Annotated in this window: 15 protein-coding genes; 12 read left to right on the top strand and 3 right to left on the bottom strand. The window is 72.3% G+C overall.

The window, feature by feature from the left end; translation table 11 throughout:
• Positions 1–304: 304 nt before the first annotated feature.
• The gene (locus K4G22_RS25535; protein ID WP_228082737.1) at positions 305–1,666 is read left to right on the top strand and encodes a cytochrome P450; all 1,362 of its coding nucleotides are present in this window, start codon (positions 305–307) and stop codon (positions 1,664–1,666) included.
• A 26-nt stretch (positions 1,667–1,692) separates the two neighbouring features.
• Here the strand turns inward: K4G22_RS25535 and K4G22_RS25530 are convergent, their stop codons facing one another.
• Positions 1,693–2,160, bottom strand: coding sequence for a PPOX class F420-dependent oxidoreductase (locus K4G22_RS25530; RefSeq protein ID WP_228082730.1), 468 nt, complete (start codon positions 2,158–2,160; stop codon positions 1,693–1,695).
• 69 nt (positions 2,161–2,229) lie between these two features.
• On the bottom strand, positions 2,230–4,626 hold the full coding sequence (gene lon / locus K4G22_RS25525; protein WP_228082728.1) for an endopeptidase La: 2,397 nt from the start codon (positions 4,624–4,626) through the stop codon (positions 2,230–2,232).
• 240 nt (positions 4,627–4,866) lie between these two features.
• Between lon and K4G22_RS31710 the strand changes: the two genes are divergently transcribed.
• Positions 4,867–4,995 (top strand): LPFR motif small protein, encoded by a 129-nt coding sequence (locus K4G22_RS31710; protein ID WP_265590253.1) that lies wholly within the window; start codon positions 4,867–4,869, stop codon positions 4,993–4,995.
• A 12-nt stretch (positions 4,996–5,007) separates the two neighbouring features.
• Here the strand turns inward: K4G22_RS31710 and K4G22_RS25520 are convergent, their stop codons facing one another.
• Positions 5,008–5,826 carry a helix-turn-helix domain-containing protein gene (locus K4G22_RS25520; protein ID WP_228082727.1) on the bottom strand — a complete coding sequence of 273 codons (819 nt, stop codon included), beginning with the start codon at positions 5,824–5,826 and terminating at the stop codon, positions 5,008–5,010.
• A gap of 216 nt (positions 5,827–6,042) precedes the next feature.
• Between K4G22_RS25520 and K4G22_RS25515 the strand changes: the two genes are divergently transcribed.
• The 10 genes from K4G22_RS25515 (at position 6,043) to K4G22_RS25475 (ending at position 15,023) form a co-directional block, all read left to right on the top strand.
• The gene (locus tag K4G22_RS25515) at positions 6,043–7,692 is read left to right on the top strand and encodes an acyl-CoA dehydrogenase family protein (RefSeq protein WP_228082725.1); all 1,650 of its coding nucleotides are present in this window, start codon (positions 6,043–6,045) and stop codon (positions 7,690–7,692) included.
• Between the two features lie 218 nt (positions 7,693–7,910).
• Positions 7,911–8,558, top strand: coding sequence for a hypothetical protein (locus K4G22_RS25510; RefSeq protein WP_228082724.1), 648 nt, complete (start codon positions 7,911–7,913; stop codon positions 8,556–8,558).
• Complete coding sequence (locus K4G22_RS25505) at positions 8,558–9,064, top strand: hypothetical protein (RefSeq protein ID WP_228082723.1); 507 nt, start codon at positions 8,558–8,560, stop codon at positions 9,062–9,064. The genes K4G22_RS25510 and K4G22_RS25505 overlap by 1 nt, the downstream gene beginning before the upstream one ends.
• A gap of 213 nt (positions 9,065–9,277) precedes the next feature.
• The gene (locus tag K4G22_RS32045; protein WP_312846103.1) at positions 9,278–9,361 is read left to right on the top strand and encodes a putative leader peptide; all 84 of its coding nucleotides are present in this window, start codon (positions 9,278–9,280) and stop codon (positions 9,359–9,361) included.
• Between the two features lie 156 nt (positions 9,362–9,517).
• On the top strand, positions 9,518–11,212 hold the full coding sequence (locus K4G22_RS25500; protein ID WP_228082721.1) for a nitrite/sulfite reductase: 1,695 nt from the start codon (positions 9,518–9,520) through the stop codon (positions 11,210–11,212).
• The gene (locus K4G22_RS25495; protein WP_228082719.1) at positions 11,209–11,394 is read left to right on the top strand and encodes a hypothetical protein; all 186 of its coding nucleotides are present in this window, start codon (positions 11,209–11,211) and stop codon (positions 11,392–11,394) included. Before K4G22_RS25500 ends, K4G22_RS25495 begins: the two co-directional genes overlap by 4 nt.
• A gap of 11 nt (positions 11,395–11,405) precedes the next feature.
• Positions 11,406–12,122, top strand: coding sequence for a phosphoadenylyl-sulfate reductase (locus K4G22_RS25490; RefSeq protein WP_228082717.1), 717 nt, complete (start codon positions 11,406–11,408; stop codon positions 12,120–12,122).
• Between the two features lie 41 nt (positions 12,123–12,163).
• Positions 12,164–12,709, top strand: coding sequence for an adenylyl-sulfate kinase (cysC, locus tag K4G22_RS25485; protein ID WP_228082715.1), 546 nt, complete (start codon positions 12,164–12,166; stop codon positions 12,707–12,709).
• Positions 12,710–12,735: 26 nt separating this feature from the next.
• Positions 12,736–13,671: a sulfate adenylyltransferase subunit CysD gene (gene cysD, locus K4G22_RS25480; protein WP_228082713.1), complete on the top strand. Its 936-nt coding sequence runs from the start codon at positions 12,736–12,738 to the stop codon at positions 13,669–13,671.
• Entirely contained in the window at positions 13,671–15,023 is a 1,353-nt protein-coding gene (locus tag K4G22_RS25475) for a sulfate adenylyltransferase subunit 1 (RefSeq protein ID WP_228082711.1), read from the top strand. The genes cysD and K4G22_RS25475 overlap by 1 nt, the downstream gene beginning before the upstream one ends.
• Positions 15,024–15,119: the final 96 nt, after the last annotated feature.

Below are 15,119 nucleotides of genomic sequence, written 5' to 3'. Positions count from 1 at the left end.
CACTGGCGGGAATCGGACAGGGAGGTACCGGCCGGGGAGCGGCGGCGCGCAACACCGCGACCAACCACCGAGGCAACGTTCACGGCAGCGAACCGGCCCGACGGCCAACCAGGGGGCAAAGCTTCTCGATCCGTAGCCATTGAAACCTGTTCGAGGGGTGCGGCAGCACGTAGCATGACGAGGAACCGGCCGGAGCGCCGCGTTCCCACGACCACGGGAACGCCTCGACGCTCCCCGGTCCGGGGGGCCGGGGGATGCGTGCGACAGCCAGAAATCGCCTCAAACACCGCACGGGGGACACAGTATGTCGATATCCGAGCAACAAACCGTGCCCAGGGCACCTGGGTCCATTCCGGTCCTCGGCCACACGGGGGCACTCTGGCGGGACCCGCTGGGCTGGCTCCGCGAGTGCTCGGGGCAGGCCGGCGTTCTGGAGCTGAAGTTGCGCGGACGTCGAGGCTATTTGGTTGCCGATGCGAAGCTTGCCCAATCGGTGCTGACCAATGTCAGCGATTTCGACAAGGGCGGGCAGATCGCCGAGCAGGCTCGCGCGGTGCTGGGGAACGGCCTGCTCACCTGCCCGGCCTCCGAACACCGCAGGCAGCGGCGGCTGATGCAGCCGGCGTTCACCCGCGAGCGGGTCGGCGAGGCCGGCGTCGTCATGGTCGAGGAGGCCGAGCGGCTGGCCGGCTCCTGGCGGGACGGCGAGCGCCTCGACCTGCTGCCACTGCTGAACCGGCTGACCCAACGCGTCACGATACGTTCCCTGTTGACCAGCTTCGACCTGTCCAGCATCGACGAGATGGTGAGCGTCTTCGACCGGCTACTCGACGGCGAGGTGTTCCGGCACGCGGTGCTGCCCGAATGGGCGCGGAACCTCCCGCTGCCCTCGGCCCGCAGGTTCGCCGCCGCCGTGGCGGAGGCGGACGCCACCTGCGCCCACGCCGTGGCGAGCGCGCGGGCCGATCCGGACGCCGGCGGGCTGCTGAACGCGCTGATGGAGAGCGTGGCGGGCGAGGAGGCGCTCTTCTCCGACGAGGAGCTGAAGGCCCAGGTCGTCACGTTTCTGGCGGCCGGCACCGAGACCACGGCCAGCGTGCTGGCCTGGTTCTTCCACCGGGTCGCCGAGGACCCGGCGCTGCGCGAGCGGCTGCACGCGGAGCTGGACACCGTCCTCGACGGCCGCACCGCCACCGCCGACGACGTGCCGCTACTGCCGTTCACCAACGCGGTGTTCGCCGAGACGCTGCGGGTGCACTCCCCCACCTGGATCATCGCCCGCTGTGCGACCCGGGAGGTGGAGCTCGGCGGGCACCGGTTCCCCGAGGGCACCGAGTTCTATGTCAGCCCGTACCAGCTCCACCACGATCCGGAGGTCTTCCCCGATCCCGAGCGCTTCGACCCCGACCGGTGGACCAAGCGCTCAGCGCTGGTGCCGTCCGCCGGCTATGTGCCGTTCGGCGCGGGCGCGCGGATCTGCATCGGCGCCAGGTTCGCCCAGCACGAGGCCGTCATCGCCGTCTCCGCGCTGGCCGGCAGGTGGGACCTGCGGGCCGAGCCCGACGCCCGGGTGCGGCCCAAGCCGCGCATCGTGATGGCCCCACACGGCCTCGTCCTGCGTGCGCACGACCGACGTGCGACCGCCGCCCGGGGCGGTACCGCCTAGGCGTTCGCGTACTGGTCCTTCGCGAGCTAGTCCTTCGCGAGGCGGGCCGGGAAGCCGCCGGTGGCGAGCGGGCCCCAGCGGCGCGGGGTGACCCGGATCAGGGACTTGCCCTGCCGGGCCATGGCCTCCCGGTACTCGGCCCAGTCCGGGTGCTCGCCCGCGATGTTGCGGTAGTACTCCACCAGCGGCTCGATCGCCTCCGGCACATGCAGCACCTCGGCCTCGCCGTCCACCTGCACCCAGGGGCCGTCCCACTCGTCGGACAGGACCAGGACGCTGACCTCGGCGTCCCGCTCGGCGTTGCGGGTCTTGGCCCGCTCGGGGTAGGTCGACATCACCAGCCGGCCGGCGTCGTCCACGCCGCAGGTCAGCGGGGACGCCTGCGGAGAGCCGTCGGAGCGCCGGGTCAGCAGGACGGCGCGGTGCCTGGCCCGGACGAAGTCCAGCAGGCCGTCGAGGTCAACGCGGGTGTTGGTCGCGATCGAAGGACTCATAACCGCAGACCCTACGCCCCTCCCGCCCATCGGCCTCGCGGCGATGGGCGGAGGGCCGGGCCCGCCGGCTCAGGCGGCCAGCGGGACGGCCGACTCGGCCGGGGCCAGCGCCAGTTCGAGCACCTGCCGGACGTCGGAGACCGGATGCACCCGCAGATCGGCGAGCACCTCGGCCGGCACGTCGTCCAGATCCGGCTCGTTGCGGAGCGGGATGACCACCGTGGTCAGCCCGGCGCGGTGGGCGGCGAGCAGCTTCTGCTTGACACCGCCGATCGGCAGCACCCGGCCGGTGAGCGAGACCTCGCCCGTCATGGCCACCTCGGGCCGCACCCGGCGCCCGCTGAGCAGCGACGCCAGGGCCGTGGTCATGGTGACCCCGGCGCTCGGGCCGTCCTTGGGGACGGCGCCGGCCGGCACATGGAGGTGGATGCCGCGCTCCCTGAGGTCGCCGACCGGCAGCTCCAGCTCCGCGCCGCGTGACCGCAGATAGGAGAGCGCGATCTGCCCCGACTCCTTCATCACGTCGCCCAGCTGCCCGGTGAGGGTGAGCCCCGAGCCGCCCGTCTCCGGATCGGCCAGCGACGCCTCCACATAGAGGACGTCGCCGCCGGCGCCGGTGACCGCGAGCCCGGTGGCGACGCCCGGCACCGCGGTGCGCTGCCGCCCCGGCTCCTGGGCCGCCTCGGGCGTGTGGTGCGGCCGACCGATCAGGCCGCCGAGCCCGTCCTCGGCGACGGCGTACGGCAGGGTCAGCTCGCCCAACTCGGCGCGGGCCGCGACCTTCCGCAGCACCCGGGCGACCGTGCGCTCAAGGCCGCGCACCCCGGCCTCCCTGGTGTACTCGCCGGCCAGCTTCCGGAGCGCCGACTCGTCGACGGTGACCTCGTCGGCCGCCAGACCCGCCCGCTCCAGCTGCCGGGGCAGCAGGTGGTCCCGGGCGATGGTGACCTTCTCGTCCTCGGTGTAGCCGTCGAGGCGGACCAGCTCCATCCGGTCCAACAGGGGCTGCGGGATGGACTCCAGCACATTCGCCGTGGCCAGGAACACCACGTCGGAGAGGTCCAGCTCGACCTCCAGATAGTGGTCCCTGAACGTGTGGTTCTGCGCCGGGTCCAGCACTTCGAGGAGCGCCGCCGTCGGGTCGCCCCGGTAGTCGGCGCCGACCTTGTCGATCTCGTCGAGCAGCACCACCGGGTTCATCGAGCCGGCCTCCTTGACGGCCCGGACGATCCGGCCGGGCAGCGCGCCCACATAGGTGCGCCGGTGGCCCCTGATCTCCGCCTCGTCGTGGACGCCGCCGAGGGCCACCCGGACGAACTTCCGCCCCATGGCGCGCGCGACGCTCTCCCCCAGCGAGGTCTTGCCGACGCCGGGCGGCCCCACCAGGGCCAGCACCGCGCCGCCGCGCCGGCCGCCGACCACCTTGAGACCGCGCTCCTCGCGCCGCTTGCGCACGGCCAGATACTCCGTGATCCGCTCCTTGACGTCGGCGAGACCGGCGTGGTCGGCGTCCAGCACGGCCCGCGCGCCCGCGATGTCGTAGGCGTCGTCGGTGCGCTCGTGCCACGGCAGTTCGAGCACGGTGTCCAGCCAGGTGCGGATCCAGCCGCCCTCGGGGCTGGCCTCGGAGGCGCGCTCCAGCTTGTCGACCTCCTTGAGCGCGGCCTCGCGGACCCGCTCGGGCAGGTCGGCGGCCTCGACGCGGGCCCGGTAGTCGTCGCCCTCGTCCTCCGCCTCCCCGTTCAGCTCGGCCAACTCCTTGCGGACGGCCGCCAGTTGGCGGCGGAGCAGGAACTCGCGCTGCTGCTTCTCCACGCCGTCCTGGACGTCCTTGGCGATGGACTCGGTGACCTCCTCCTCCGCCAGGTGCTCGCTCAGCCAGGCCGTGGCCTGCCGCAGCCGCTCCACCGGGTCCAGCGTCTCCAGCAGGGTGCGGCGCTGTTCGGCGCCGAGGAAGGGGAGATATCCGGCGTTGTCAGCGAGGGCGCCGACCTCGTCGATGCCCGCCACCCGGTCCACCACCTGCCAGGCGCCGCGCTTCCGCAGCCAGCTGGTGCTCAGCGCGCGGTACTCCTTGACCAGCTCGGCGACGGCGCCCGGCAGCGGGTCGGGCACCGGCTCCGCCACCGGGCCGACCTCCACCCACAGCGCCCGCCCAGGGCCGGTGGTGCCGGTGCCCACCCGCACCCGGCGGATGCCGCGCACCAGGGCGCCGGGGTCGCCGTCGGCCAGCCGGCCGACCTGCTCCACCCGGCCCTCGACGCCGATGGCCGGGTAGTTCCCGTCGATCCGCGGCACCAGCAGCACACGCGGCTTCTCCCCCCGGGGCGCGGCGGCCTGCGCCGCCTCGACCGCGGCGCGCACCTCGGCGTCGGAGAGTTCGAGCGGCACCACCATGCCGGGCAGTACGACCTCGTTCTCCAACGGCAACACCGGGAGAGTGAGTACGTCGAACGATGCTTCCATGACGTCTCCCTTGGCAGGCAAATTGAGCTATGCCGACTCAATGCTGGAGACCCGTCCGGATGTTCCCGACGCCAGGACGTGTTCGCTGTGGGCGATCAACGAAACGGGAGCGCCCGTTTCGGCACGGATGGTTCGGACATCCGAGACAGCTCAGGACAACCGGCGATCGCCAAAGGATCGCCAAGGAGTCAGCAAGGGACCAGCAAGGGACCGACGAAGACCTATCGGAGGAGAGAACCCATGTTCCGCGCCATCGCCGATCTGCTGCGCATGGTGGGCGGCGCCATCGCCACCCTCGTCACTCTGCCCTTCCGGGCGATCGCCCGCCTCTTCGGCGGCGCGTCCGACAGCACGCGTGGGCGCCACTGACGCGCCGGGGCGTCACAGCTCGCGCAGCGCGTCGAACAGGAAGTCCGTGGTCGCGGCGGGCGGCAGCGCCTCGACGGAAAGGCGGTTCATCACATGGCGATACTGCTCGACCTCGGACGGCTTGTCCGGGTAGGCGCCGCCGGTGAGCTGCTCCAGATAGACGACGTCCGACAGCTCACCGCCCGGCGGGCGCAGCAGCGTCACCGGGCCCGCGATCGCCGAGTGCGCCCCGGCCGTGAACGGGACCACCTGCACGGTGACATGCGACAGCCGGGAGACCTCCAGCAGATACTCCAGCTGCCGGCGCATCAGCCCACGGCCGCCCATCGAGCGGCGCAGCGCCGTCTCGTCGATGACCACCCACAGGAACGGCGGCTGGGGCCGGCGCAGCACCTGCTGCCTGGCCATCCGCAGCCGTACCCGGCGCTCAAGGCGCTCCTCCTCGTCGGGCACCAGGGACATCACCGCGCGGGCGTACTCCTCGGTCTGCAACAGGCCGGGGACGAACTGCAGCTCGTAGCCCCTGATCACGGTCGCGGTCTGCTCAAGGCCGAGATAGACGTTCAACCAGCTGGGGACGATGTCGTGGTAGAACTGCCACCACCCGTGGGTGTTGGACTGGCGGGCCAGGGCCAGCAGGGTGACGCGCTCCGCCTCGTCGGCGACGCCGTAGTAGGTGAGCAGGTCGAGGACATCGCGCGCCTTGAAGCCGGTTCTCCCCATCTCCAGGCGGCTGATCTTGGAGTGCGACCCCCGGATGCGGCGCCCCGCGTCCGCGCCGGTGATGCCCTGGGCCTCCCGCAGGGCGCGCAGCCGGTTCCCGAGGACCATCCGGGGCACAGTTGGCCCTGTCTGTCGAAAGTCCAAAGCCACCGGCGACACTCCGAACTCGTCGACCGTGCTATCGGAATCCAGTTCCAACTCCATCGGTCGCTCCCTGCCGTCGCCGCGAACGCCTCACTGTACTAGGGCAGTCGGCGAACGGTAGCCCCTGATGAGCGGGTTCGAGGGATGGCGCGCCCCCTCGACGGCGCCTAACGTGGCGCCATGACGCCCAGCACCCACACGGTCACCAATCAGGTCCCCCCCTTGATCGACTACGACGTGTTCGGTCAGGACGCCGTCCTCTCCGAGGGCTTCGCGCGGCTGGTCACGCCCGAGGCGGCGGCCGAGGCGGGCGCGGAGCTGACGGAGCTCGGCCGGGCGGCCGGCTCGGCGGAGGCGGCCGAATGGGGGCGGCTGGCCAATGAGAACCCTCCTGTCCTGCGGGTCTTCGATCCGCGCGGGCATCGGATCGACGAGGTCGAGTTCCATCCCGCCTGGCATCAACTGCTCGACCGGGCGGTGTCGTCCGGGCTCACCGACGCCTGGACGTGGCCATCGGGCCAACTGCGTAGGACGGCTGGTTTTCTCGTCTGGAGCCAGGTGGAGGCGGGGCACGGCTGCCCCGTCTCGATGACGCATGCGGCGGTGCCGGCGCTGCGCGCCACCCCCGAGTTGGCCGCCGTCTGGGAGCCGCTGCTCACCTCCCACCGCTACCAGCCAGGGCTCGACGTCCCGGCCACGGCCAAGGCGGGCGCGGTCGCCGGCATGGGGATGACGGAGAAGCAGGGGGGCTCCGATGTGCGGGCCAACACCACCAGGGCGGAGCCGGCGGGCGATCCCGGCCTCTACCGGCTGACCGGGCACAAGTGGTTCTGCTCGGCGCCGATGTCCGATGTCTTCCTGGTGCTGGCCCAGGCGCCCGGCGGGCTCAGCTGCTTCCTGCTGCCCCGGGTGCTGCCGGACGGCACCCGCAACTCCTTCCGGCTCCAGCGGCTCAAGGACAAGCTGGGCAACCGCTCCAACGCCTCGTCCGAGGTGGAGTTCGACGGCGAGACGCTGGCCTGGCTGGTCGGCGAGGAGGGGCGTGGGGTGCGCACCATCATCGAGATGGTGGCGGCCACCCGTCTCGACTGCGTCACGGGCTCGGCGGCGATCATGCGGCAGGCCGTCGCGCGGGCCACCCACCACGCGGCGCACCGTTCGGCGTTCGGCGGCCCGCTGATCGACAAGCCGCTGATGACCAATGTGCTGGCCGATCTGGCCCTTGAGTCCGAGGCCGCGACGGCGCTGGCGCTGCGCCTGGCCGCCGCGGTCGACGCGGCGGCGGACGGCAGCGCCCATGACCGCCACCTGCTGCGGCTGGCGCTGCCGGCCGCCAAGTACTGGGTCACCAAACGCTGCACGCCGGTGGCGGCCGAGGCGCTCGAGTGTCTGGGCGGCAACGGCTACGTGGAGGAGTCGGGCCTGCCCAGGCTGCTGCGCGAGTCCCCGCTCAACTCCCTCTGGGAGGGCTCGGGCAATGTCCAGGCCCTGGACGCGCTGCGCGCGCTGCAACGGGAGCCGGGCGCGCTCAACGCGTATCTGGTCGAGGTGGGCCAGGCCGCCGGCGCCGACCACCGGTTGGACGCGGCGCTCAAGGATCTGCTGACCGAGCTGTCCGATCTGGAGGGCGTGGAGGCCAGGGCACGCCGGGTGGTTGAGCGGCTGGCGCTGGTGCTCCAGGGCTCGCTGCTGGTGCGGCACGCCCCGCCCGAGGTGGCCGACGCGTTCTGCGCCTCCCGGCTGGGCCGGAACTGGGGCGACAGCTTCGGCACCCTCCCCGGCGGGTCGCTGACCGCCGTGGTCGAACGGGCCCGCCCCCTTCCGGAGTAGGAGGAGCAACGGGGCCCCGGGGGGCAGCGGGCCAAACCACGGCCCGGCCCGGCGGGAACACCGAAGCCGCCAGGCCGGGCGGGCGCCGGGCGCGGCTGGCCCCGTGCGGCGGTCGCGTTCCGCCAACTGTCAGGCCATCGGGCACGTTTGGAAGGTTTCGATTGGGTAACGCGTCCTGATGACAACCTCGCTGAGAGGATCTCTGCGAAAGGGACGTCATGACGATACTGATCATCATCCTGAGCCTGGTGGTCCTCGCGGCCCTGGTGCTGGGTGGGCTGGCCGCGACGGGACGGCCCCTGCCGACGATGGCCCCGGGTGGCGGCCTGCTGCGGCGACGCTTCGGCCCGGAGTACGAGCGCGCCGTGGCACGACACCAGGGGGACACCAGGGCCGCCCACAAGGAGTTGGCCAGCCGGCTGCGGCTCCACCGCCGCTTCCGCGCCCGCTCCCTGCCCGCCGAACGGCATGACGCGTACCGGGCCTCCTGGGCCAGGGCCCAGGAGCAGTTCGTCGACTCCCCGGCCGGCGCGATCGCCGAGGTGGACCAGTTGCTCAACCGGCTGATCCGGGAGCTCGGCTACCCGTCGGACGGCTACGGCGAGCAGTTGGCCGCCGTCTCCGTGCACCATCCGCACCAGGTGGACGGCTATCGCCGGGTGCACACCCTGGCGAGCCGGGAGGATCTGGCCCGGGCCATGGCGGAGCGCACGGAGGAGCTGCGCTCGTCGCTGCTCGCCGCCCGCGAGCTGTTCGACGCGCTGCTGGCGGGGAAGCCGGCCGCCGACGAGAGCGCGGACACCGAGGCGGGGGGCACGCCGGCCGAGGCCACGGGCACCACGCAGAGCCGAGGAGGCGACGTCTGATGAGGCTGACCGAACGTCTCAGCAAGAACCGCGCCGATGACGCGCCCCGCGCCGAGAGCCAGGAGGCCCCGACGGCGCCGGAATCCCCGAAGGACCTTCCCGAGGGCGACACCGGAACCCCCCAGCCGGTGGCCGCCGCCGACCAGCGGCCAGGAGGCTCCGCTCCCGACCACACCCCTGACCCCATGGTCGGGAGCGGGGAACGCCGCGCCGTGGGCCCGCTGTTCACGCCCGAGGAGGCGGACCGGCTGCGCGCCGAGGTCAAGGGCGCGGTCGCCGGCTTCGTCGACGCCCCCCGGGAGTCGGTCGCGGCGGCGGACGCCGCGCTCGAACAGGCGGTGGCCCGCCTCACCGAGGAGCTGGCGAACCGGCGCCGCGCGCTGCGTGACGGCTGGCAGGGCCCGGTGGACGCGCCCGACGCCGGCGACGCCGCCGGCGACACGGAGGCCCAGCGCACCGCACTCCGCGACTACCGGGACCTGCTGGAGCTGCTGATCCGGATCTGACCGGACCGGCCCCTCTCCGTCCCCCCACCGAACGGCCCCTGGGACCCCACACCTCGGGGCCGTTCGCGATGCCGGGACCCGGTCGGGAGGGTGCCAGGGGGGCGTGCGCCACGGAGAGTGAGACCCCCTTCACCCCGTCCATGATGCAGGACACCCGCGTCCACATATTGGACGGTGGTGGACGGCGGGGTCACCGCGTGCAACGCTGCCGTCATGTCGCGAGCGGGAATTGCCTTGGTGAGTCGCCGCCATGTGGATCTCGGTCGAATGTCAAGCGCCATCTGTCCGGTGTCCTAGTTCGCGCCGAGCCGCACGGTTCGTCCCGCCCGCCGAGCTCCCGGCTCCCTCCGCGCCTTCCTGCTGTCTTTTCCTCCCGACTCTGCCCTGCCCGCCGCGATGTCGCGCCGGTCCCCAGGACGGAGCGTCCCTGCTGCCCGCAGAAAGACCGTGATCATGTCGGACTCCGCCAAGAAGCCCGTCGGCACCCCCCGCCGCAAGGTCGGCCGTCACCGCGGCGAAGGCCAGTGGGCCGCCGGGCACATGACGCCTCTCAACGCCAACGAGCAGACGAAGAAGGACGACAACGGTCTCAATGTGCGGACACGCATTGAGACGATCTACGCGCACCGGGGATTCGACTCGATCGACGGCGCCGACCTGCGCGGCCGGATGCGCTGGTGGGGTCTGTACACCCAGCGCAAGCCGGGGATCGACGGCGGCAAGACCGCGATCCTGGAGCCCGAGGAGCTGGACGACGAGTTCTTCATGCTCCGCGTCCGCATCGACGGCGGGCTATTGACCACCGAGCAGCTGCGGGTGATCGGCGAGATATCACAGGAGTTCGCGCGCGGCACCGCCGACATCACCGACCGGCAGAACGTCCAGTACCACTGGATCCGCATCGAGGACATGCCGGAGATCTGGCGGCGCCTTGAGGGCGTCGGCCTCTCCACCACCGAGGCGTGCGGCGACACCCCCCGGGTGATCGTGGGCTCCCCCGTCGCCGGCATCGCGGCCGACGAGATCATCGACGGCACCCCGGCCATCGAGGCCATCCAGCGCCGGGTGATCGGCAACAGGGCCTACTCCAACCTCCCGCGCAAGTTCAAGTCGGCGATCTCGGGGTCACCGCTGCTGGACGTGGTGCACGAGATCAACGACATCGCCTTCGTCGGCGTGGTCCACCCCGAGCGCGGCCCGGGCTTCGACGTGTGGGTCGGCGGCGGTCTCTCCACCAACCCGAGCCTCGGGCAACGCCTCGGCGCCTGGGTCCCGTTGGAGGAGGTCGCCGACGTGCACGAGGGCGTGGTCGGCCTCTTCCGCGACTACGGCTACCGGCGGCTGCGCACCCGCGCCCGGATCAAGTTCCTGCTGAAGGACTGGGGCGTCGCCAAGTTCCGCCAGGTGCTGGAGGACGAGTACCTGCTGCGCCGGATGGTCGACGGCCCGGCGCCCGAGCAGCCGCCCAACGACTGGCGGGACCACATCGGCGTGCACCGGCAGAAGGACGGCCGGTTCTACCTGGGCTTCGCGCCGCGCGTGGGGCGGGTCGACGGCACCACACTCGCCAAGATCGCCGATCTCGCCGAGGCCCACGGCTCGCACCGGGTGCGCACCACCGTCCACCAGAAGATGCTGATCCTGGACGTGCCCGAGGACCAGGTCGAGCAGCTCGCCGACGGCCTGGAGGCGTTGGACCTCACCACCCGCCCCTCCTCGTTCCGGCGCGGCACCATGGCCTGCACCGGCATCGAGTTCTGCAAGCTCGCCATCGTGGAGACCAAGAGCCGGGGCCAGTGGCTGATCGACGAACTGGAGCGCAGGCTCCCGGACTTCGCCGAGCCCATCACCATCAACATCAACGGCTGCCCCAACTCCTGCGCCCGTATCCAGGTCGCCGACATCGGCCTCAAGGGCCAGCTGGTCACCGACGACGAGGGCAAGCAGGTGGAGGGCTTCCAGGTGCACCTCGGCGGCTCCCTCGGCCTCGACCCCGGCTTCGGCCGCAAGGTGCGCGGCCTCAAGGTCACCGCTACCGGTCTCGCCGACTACGCGGAGCGGGTGCTGCGTGCCTTCGAGGCCGGGCGCGAGCCCGGGGAGCGCTTCGCCCAGTGGGCGGCCCGCGCCACCGAGGAGGAGCTCACGTGAGCGAGCGGGCCGCGCCGTTCTACTGCCCCTACTGCGCCGACGAGGATCTCCGGCCCAGCGAGGCCGGTCACGGCGCCTGGGAATGCGGCGCCTGCAACCGGGCGTTCCGACTGTCGTTCCTGGGCCTGTTGGCCAGCGGTCTCACCCGCCCCGTCGCCGACGACGGCCAGGACGCCAGCTGAAGGAGGGCACGTTGGACACCACCACCAGCCGATCCGCCGCACGCGTCGAGGAGTTGCGGGACCTGGCCGAGCGCGCGGGCCGCGAGCTTGAGGACGCGGACGCGGTCGACATCCTGCGTTGGGCCACCGACACCTTCGGCGACCGGTTCTGCGTCACCTCGTCGATGGAGGACGCCGTCGTCGCCCATCTGGCCTCCCGCGCCAGGCCGGGCGTCGACGTGGTGTTCCTGGACACCGGCTACCACTTCCCCGAGACCATCGGCACCAGGGACGCGGTCGCCACCGTGCTGGACGTCAACGTGCGGACGTTGACGCCGGCCAGGACCGTCGCCGAGCAGGACGCCGAGTGGGGCCCCCGGCTCCATGAGCGCGACCCCGACCGCTGCTGCGCGCTGCGCAAGGTCGCCCCGCTGGAGCGCGGGCTCGCCGGCTACGACGCGTGGGCCACGGGCCTGCGCAGGGACGAGTCCCCCACCCGGGCCGACACGCCCGTGGTCGGCTGGGACGCGCGGCGCGCGCTGGTGAAGATCGCCCCCATCGCCCGCTGGACCCAGGACGACGTGGCGGCGTATGTCGCCGAGCACGGCGTGCTCACCAACCCGCTGCTCCAGGACGGCTACGCCTCGATCGGCTGCGCGCCCTGCACCCGCAGGGTCGCCGAGGGCGAGGACGCGCGGGCCGGCCGCTGGGCGGGCCTGGGCAAGACCGAGTGCGGGTTGCACGGCTGATGACCAGGACCGAAACGGCGCGGGACGCGAGGAGTGGGGACATGGCGACGGTCGAGCGTGGTGCCACCGTCTGGCTCACCGGGCTGCCCAGCGCGGGCAAGACCACCATCGCCGAGGCGCTGGCCGCCCGGCTCGCCGACGAGGGCCACCGGGTCGAGGTGCTCGACGGGGACGAGATCCGCACCTTCCTCTCCGCCGGGCTCGGCTTCTCCCGGGAGGACCGGCACACCAACGTCCGGCGGATCGGCTTCGTCGCCGAACTGCTCGCCTCGCACGGGGTGAAGGTCCTGGTGCCGGTGATAGCCCCCTACGCCGACAGCCGCGAGGCCGTCCGCAAGCACCACCAGGCGGGCGGCACCGGCTATCTGGAGGTGCATGTGGCGACCCCGGTCGAGGTCTGCTCGGAGCGCGACGTCAAGGGCCTCTACGCCCGGCAGGCCAGCGGTGAACTGACGGGGCTGACCGGCGTCGACGACCCCTACGAGGCGCCGGCGGACCCGGATCTGCGGATCGCGGCGCACGAGCAGACGGTCGCCGAGTCCGCGTCGGCGCTGCACGCGCTGCTGACCGACCGGGGGTTGGCGTGATCGAGGACGAACGAAAGGACTCCTCCATGAAGGCGGCACTCTCGATCACCGACGAGGTCGGCGGGCCCTTCGCCCTCTCCCATCTAGATGTGCTGGAGTCCGAGGCGGTCCATATCTTCCGCGAGGTGGCGGGCGAGTTCGAGCGGCCGGTGATCCTCTTCTCGGGCGGCAAGGACTCCATCGTCATGCTGCACCTGGCGCTCAAGGCGTTCGCGCCCGCGCCGCTCCCGTTCGCCCTGCTGCACGTCGACACGGGGCACAACTTCCCCGAGGTCATCGCCTACCGCGACGCGGTGGTGGCCAGGCACGGACTGCGCCTCGAAGTCGCGCTGGTGCAGGACTTCATCGACAGGGGCGAACTGCGCGAGAGGCCCGACGGAACGCGCAACCCGCTACAGACGGTGCCGCTGCTGCACGCCATCGACGCACACCGCTTCGACGCGGTCTTCGGCGGCGGGCGGCGCGACGAGGAGAAGGCCAGGGCCAAGGAGCGGGTGTTCTCGCTGCGCGACGAGTTCGGCGGCTGGGACCCGAGGCGGCAGCGGCCCGAGCTGTGGCAGCTCTACAACGGGCGGCACGCGCCCGGCGAGCACGTCCGGGTGTTCCCGCTCTCCAACTGGACCGAGCTGGACGTCTGGCAGTACATCGCCAGGGAGAAGATCGAGATCCCGGCGATCTACTACGCGCACCACCGCGACGTGTTCCGGCGCGACGGCATGTGGCTGGCCCCGGGCGAGTGGGGCGGCGCCAAGGGGGCCGAGACGGTGGCCAGCCGCCAGGTGCGGTACCGCACCGTCGGCGACATGTCCTGCACCGGGGCCGTGGAGTCGTCGGCGGAGACCATCGAGCAGATCATCGCCGAGATCGCCGCCTCCCGGCTGACCGAACGGGGCGCCACCCGGGCCGACGACAAGCTGTCGGAGGCCGCCATGGAGGACCGCAAGCGCGAGGGGTACTTCTGATGACCGGCCAGAGCGCCGCCGACACCGCCGACAGCGCGGCGATATCCGCCACCTCGCTGCTGCGGTTCGCCACCGCCGGATCCGTCGACGACGGCAAGTCCACGCTGGTGGGGCGGCTGTTGCACGACTCCAAGTCGGTGCTGAGCGACCAGCTGGCGGCCGTGGAGCTGGCCTCCCGCAACCGGGGCCAGGAGGCGCCCGATCTGGCGCTGCTCACGGACGGGCTGCGCGCCGAGCGCGAGCAGGGCATCACCATCGACGTGGCCTACCGCTACTTCGCCACGGCACGCCGGCGCTTCGTCCTGGCCGACACCCCCGGGCATGTGCAGTACACCCGGAACATGGTGACCGGCGCCTCGACGGCCGAGTTGGCGATCATCCTGGTGGACGCCCGCAACGGCGTGGTGGAGCAGACCCGCCGGCACGCGGCGGTCGCGGCCCTGCTGCGCGTCCCGCAGGTGGTGCTGGCCGTCAACAAGATGGATCTGGTCGACTACGCGGAGCCCGTCTTCGCCGCGATCGCCGCCGAGTTCACCCGGTACGCCGCCTCCCTCGGCGTCCCCGAGATCACCCCGATCCCCATCTCGGCGCTCGCGGGCGACAACGTGGTGACCCCGTCGGCCACCATGGACTGGTACGGCGGCCCCACCGTGCTCGAACACCTGGAGACGGTGCCGGTGGCGCACGACCCGTCGCGGGATCCGGCGCGCTTCCCCGTGCAGTACGTGATCAGGCCGCAGTCCGCCGCACACCCGGACTACCGGGGGTACGCGGGCCAGATCGCGTCCGGCGTGCTGCGGGTGGGCGAGCGGGTGACGGTGGCCCCCTCGGGCCGCGGCAGCGTGATCACCGGGATCGACGCGCTGGGCCAGTCGGTGGATGTGGCGTGGGCCCCGCAGTCGGTGACGCTCAGCCTGGCGGACGATCTGGACATCTCCCGGGGCGATCTGATCGCCCCCGCCGACAGCGCGGCGCCGACCAGCCAGGACCTCACGGCCACCGTCTGCCATCTGCACGACCGTCCGCTGACCCCGGGCGCCCGGGTGCTGCTCAAGCACACCACCCGCACCGTCAAGGCGATCGTCAGGGAGATCCCGTCCCGGCTGACCCTGGACGATCTCTCCCAACACCCCGAGCCCGGACGGCTGGTGGCCAACGACATCGGCCGGGTGGTCGTCCGCACCGCCGAGCCGCTGCCGGTCGACCGCTACGCGGACTCCCGCGCCACCGGCTCCTTCCTGCTGATCGACCCGGCCGACGGCGCGACGCTGACCGCCGGCATGGCGGGCGAGGCGTTCGCCGACCCGTCGGGCGGCGCCGAGGCGGCCGACGAGGACGGGTGGGACTTCTGATCATGCCGAGGGATGTCTTCTCCACCTTCGCCAAGGAGGGCGGACGGGTGGGCAGTGGGTCGCTTGGCAGCGGCCACGGCGGCATCGCGCGATGTG

The sequence above is a fragment of the Streptomyces profundus genome (genome assembly GCF_020740535.1).
Classification (GTDB): domain Bacteria; phylum Actinomycetota; class Actinomycetes; order Streptomycetales; family Streptomycetaceae; genus Streptomyces; species Streptomyces profundus.
This window is presented reverse-complemented; position numbering and strand designations above follow the sequence as displayed.

Coding starts and splice junctions, on each gene's coding strand:
- K4G22_RS25535 (WP_228082737.1), top strand. CDS start 305: ATGTCGATATCCGAGCAACAAACCGTGCCCAGGGCACCTGGGTCCATT.
- K4G22_RS25530 (WP_228082730.1), bottom strand. CDS start 2,160: ATGAGTCCTTCGATCGCGACCAACACCCGCGTTGACCTCGACGGCCTG.
- lon (WP_228082728.1), bottom strand. CDS start 4,626: ATGGAAGCATCGTTCGACGTACTCACTCTCCCGGTGTTGCCGTTGGAG.
- K4G22_RS31710 (WP_265590253.1), top strand. CDS start 4,867: ATGTTCCGCGCCATCGCCGATCTGCTGCGCATGGTGGGCGGCGCCATC.
- K4G22_RS25520 (WP_228082727.1), bottom strand. CDS start 5,826: ATGGTCCTCGGGAACCGGCTGCGCGCCCTGCGGGAGGCCCAGGGCATC.
- K4G22_RS25515 (WP_228082725.1), top strand. CDS start 6,043: ATGACGCCCAGCACCCACACGGTCACCAATCAGGTCCCCCCCTTGATC.
- K4G22_RS25510 (WP_228082724.1), top strand. CDS start 7,911: ATGACGATACTGATCATCATCCTGAGCCTGGTGGTCCTCGCGGCCCTG.
- K4G22_RS25505 (WP_228082723.1), top strand. CDS start 8,558: ATGAGGCTGACCGAACGTCTCAGCAAGAACCGCGCCGATGACGCGCCC.
- K4G22_RS32045 (WP_312846103.1), top strand. CDS start 9,278: ATGTCGCGAGCGGGAATTGCCTTGGTGAGTCGCCGCCATGTGGATCTC.
- K4G22_RS25500 (WP_228082721.1), top strand. CDS start 9,518: ATGTCGGACTCCGCCAAGAAGCCCGTCGGCACCCCCCGCCGCAAGGTC.
- cysC (WP_228082715.1), top strand. CDS start 12,164: ATGGCGACGGTCGAGCGTGGTGCCACCGTCTGGCTCACCGGGCTGCCC.
- cysD (WP_228082713.1), top strand. CDS start 12,736: ATGAAGGCGGCACTCTCGATCACCGACGAGGTCGGCGGGCCCTTCGCC.
- K4G22_RS25475 (WP_228082711.1), top strand. CDS start 13,671: ATGACCGGCCAGAGCGCCGCCGACACCGCCGACAGCGCGGCGATATCC.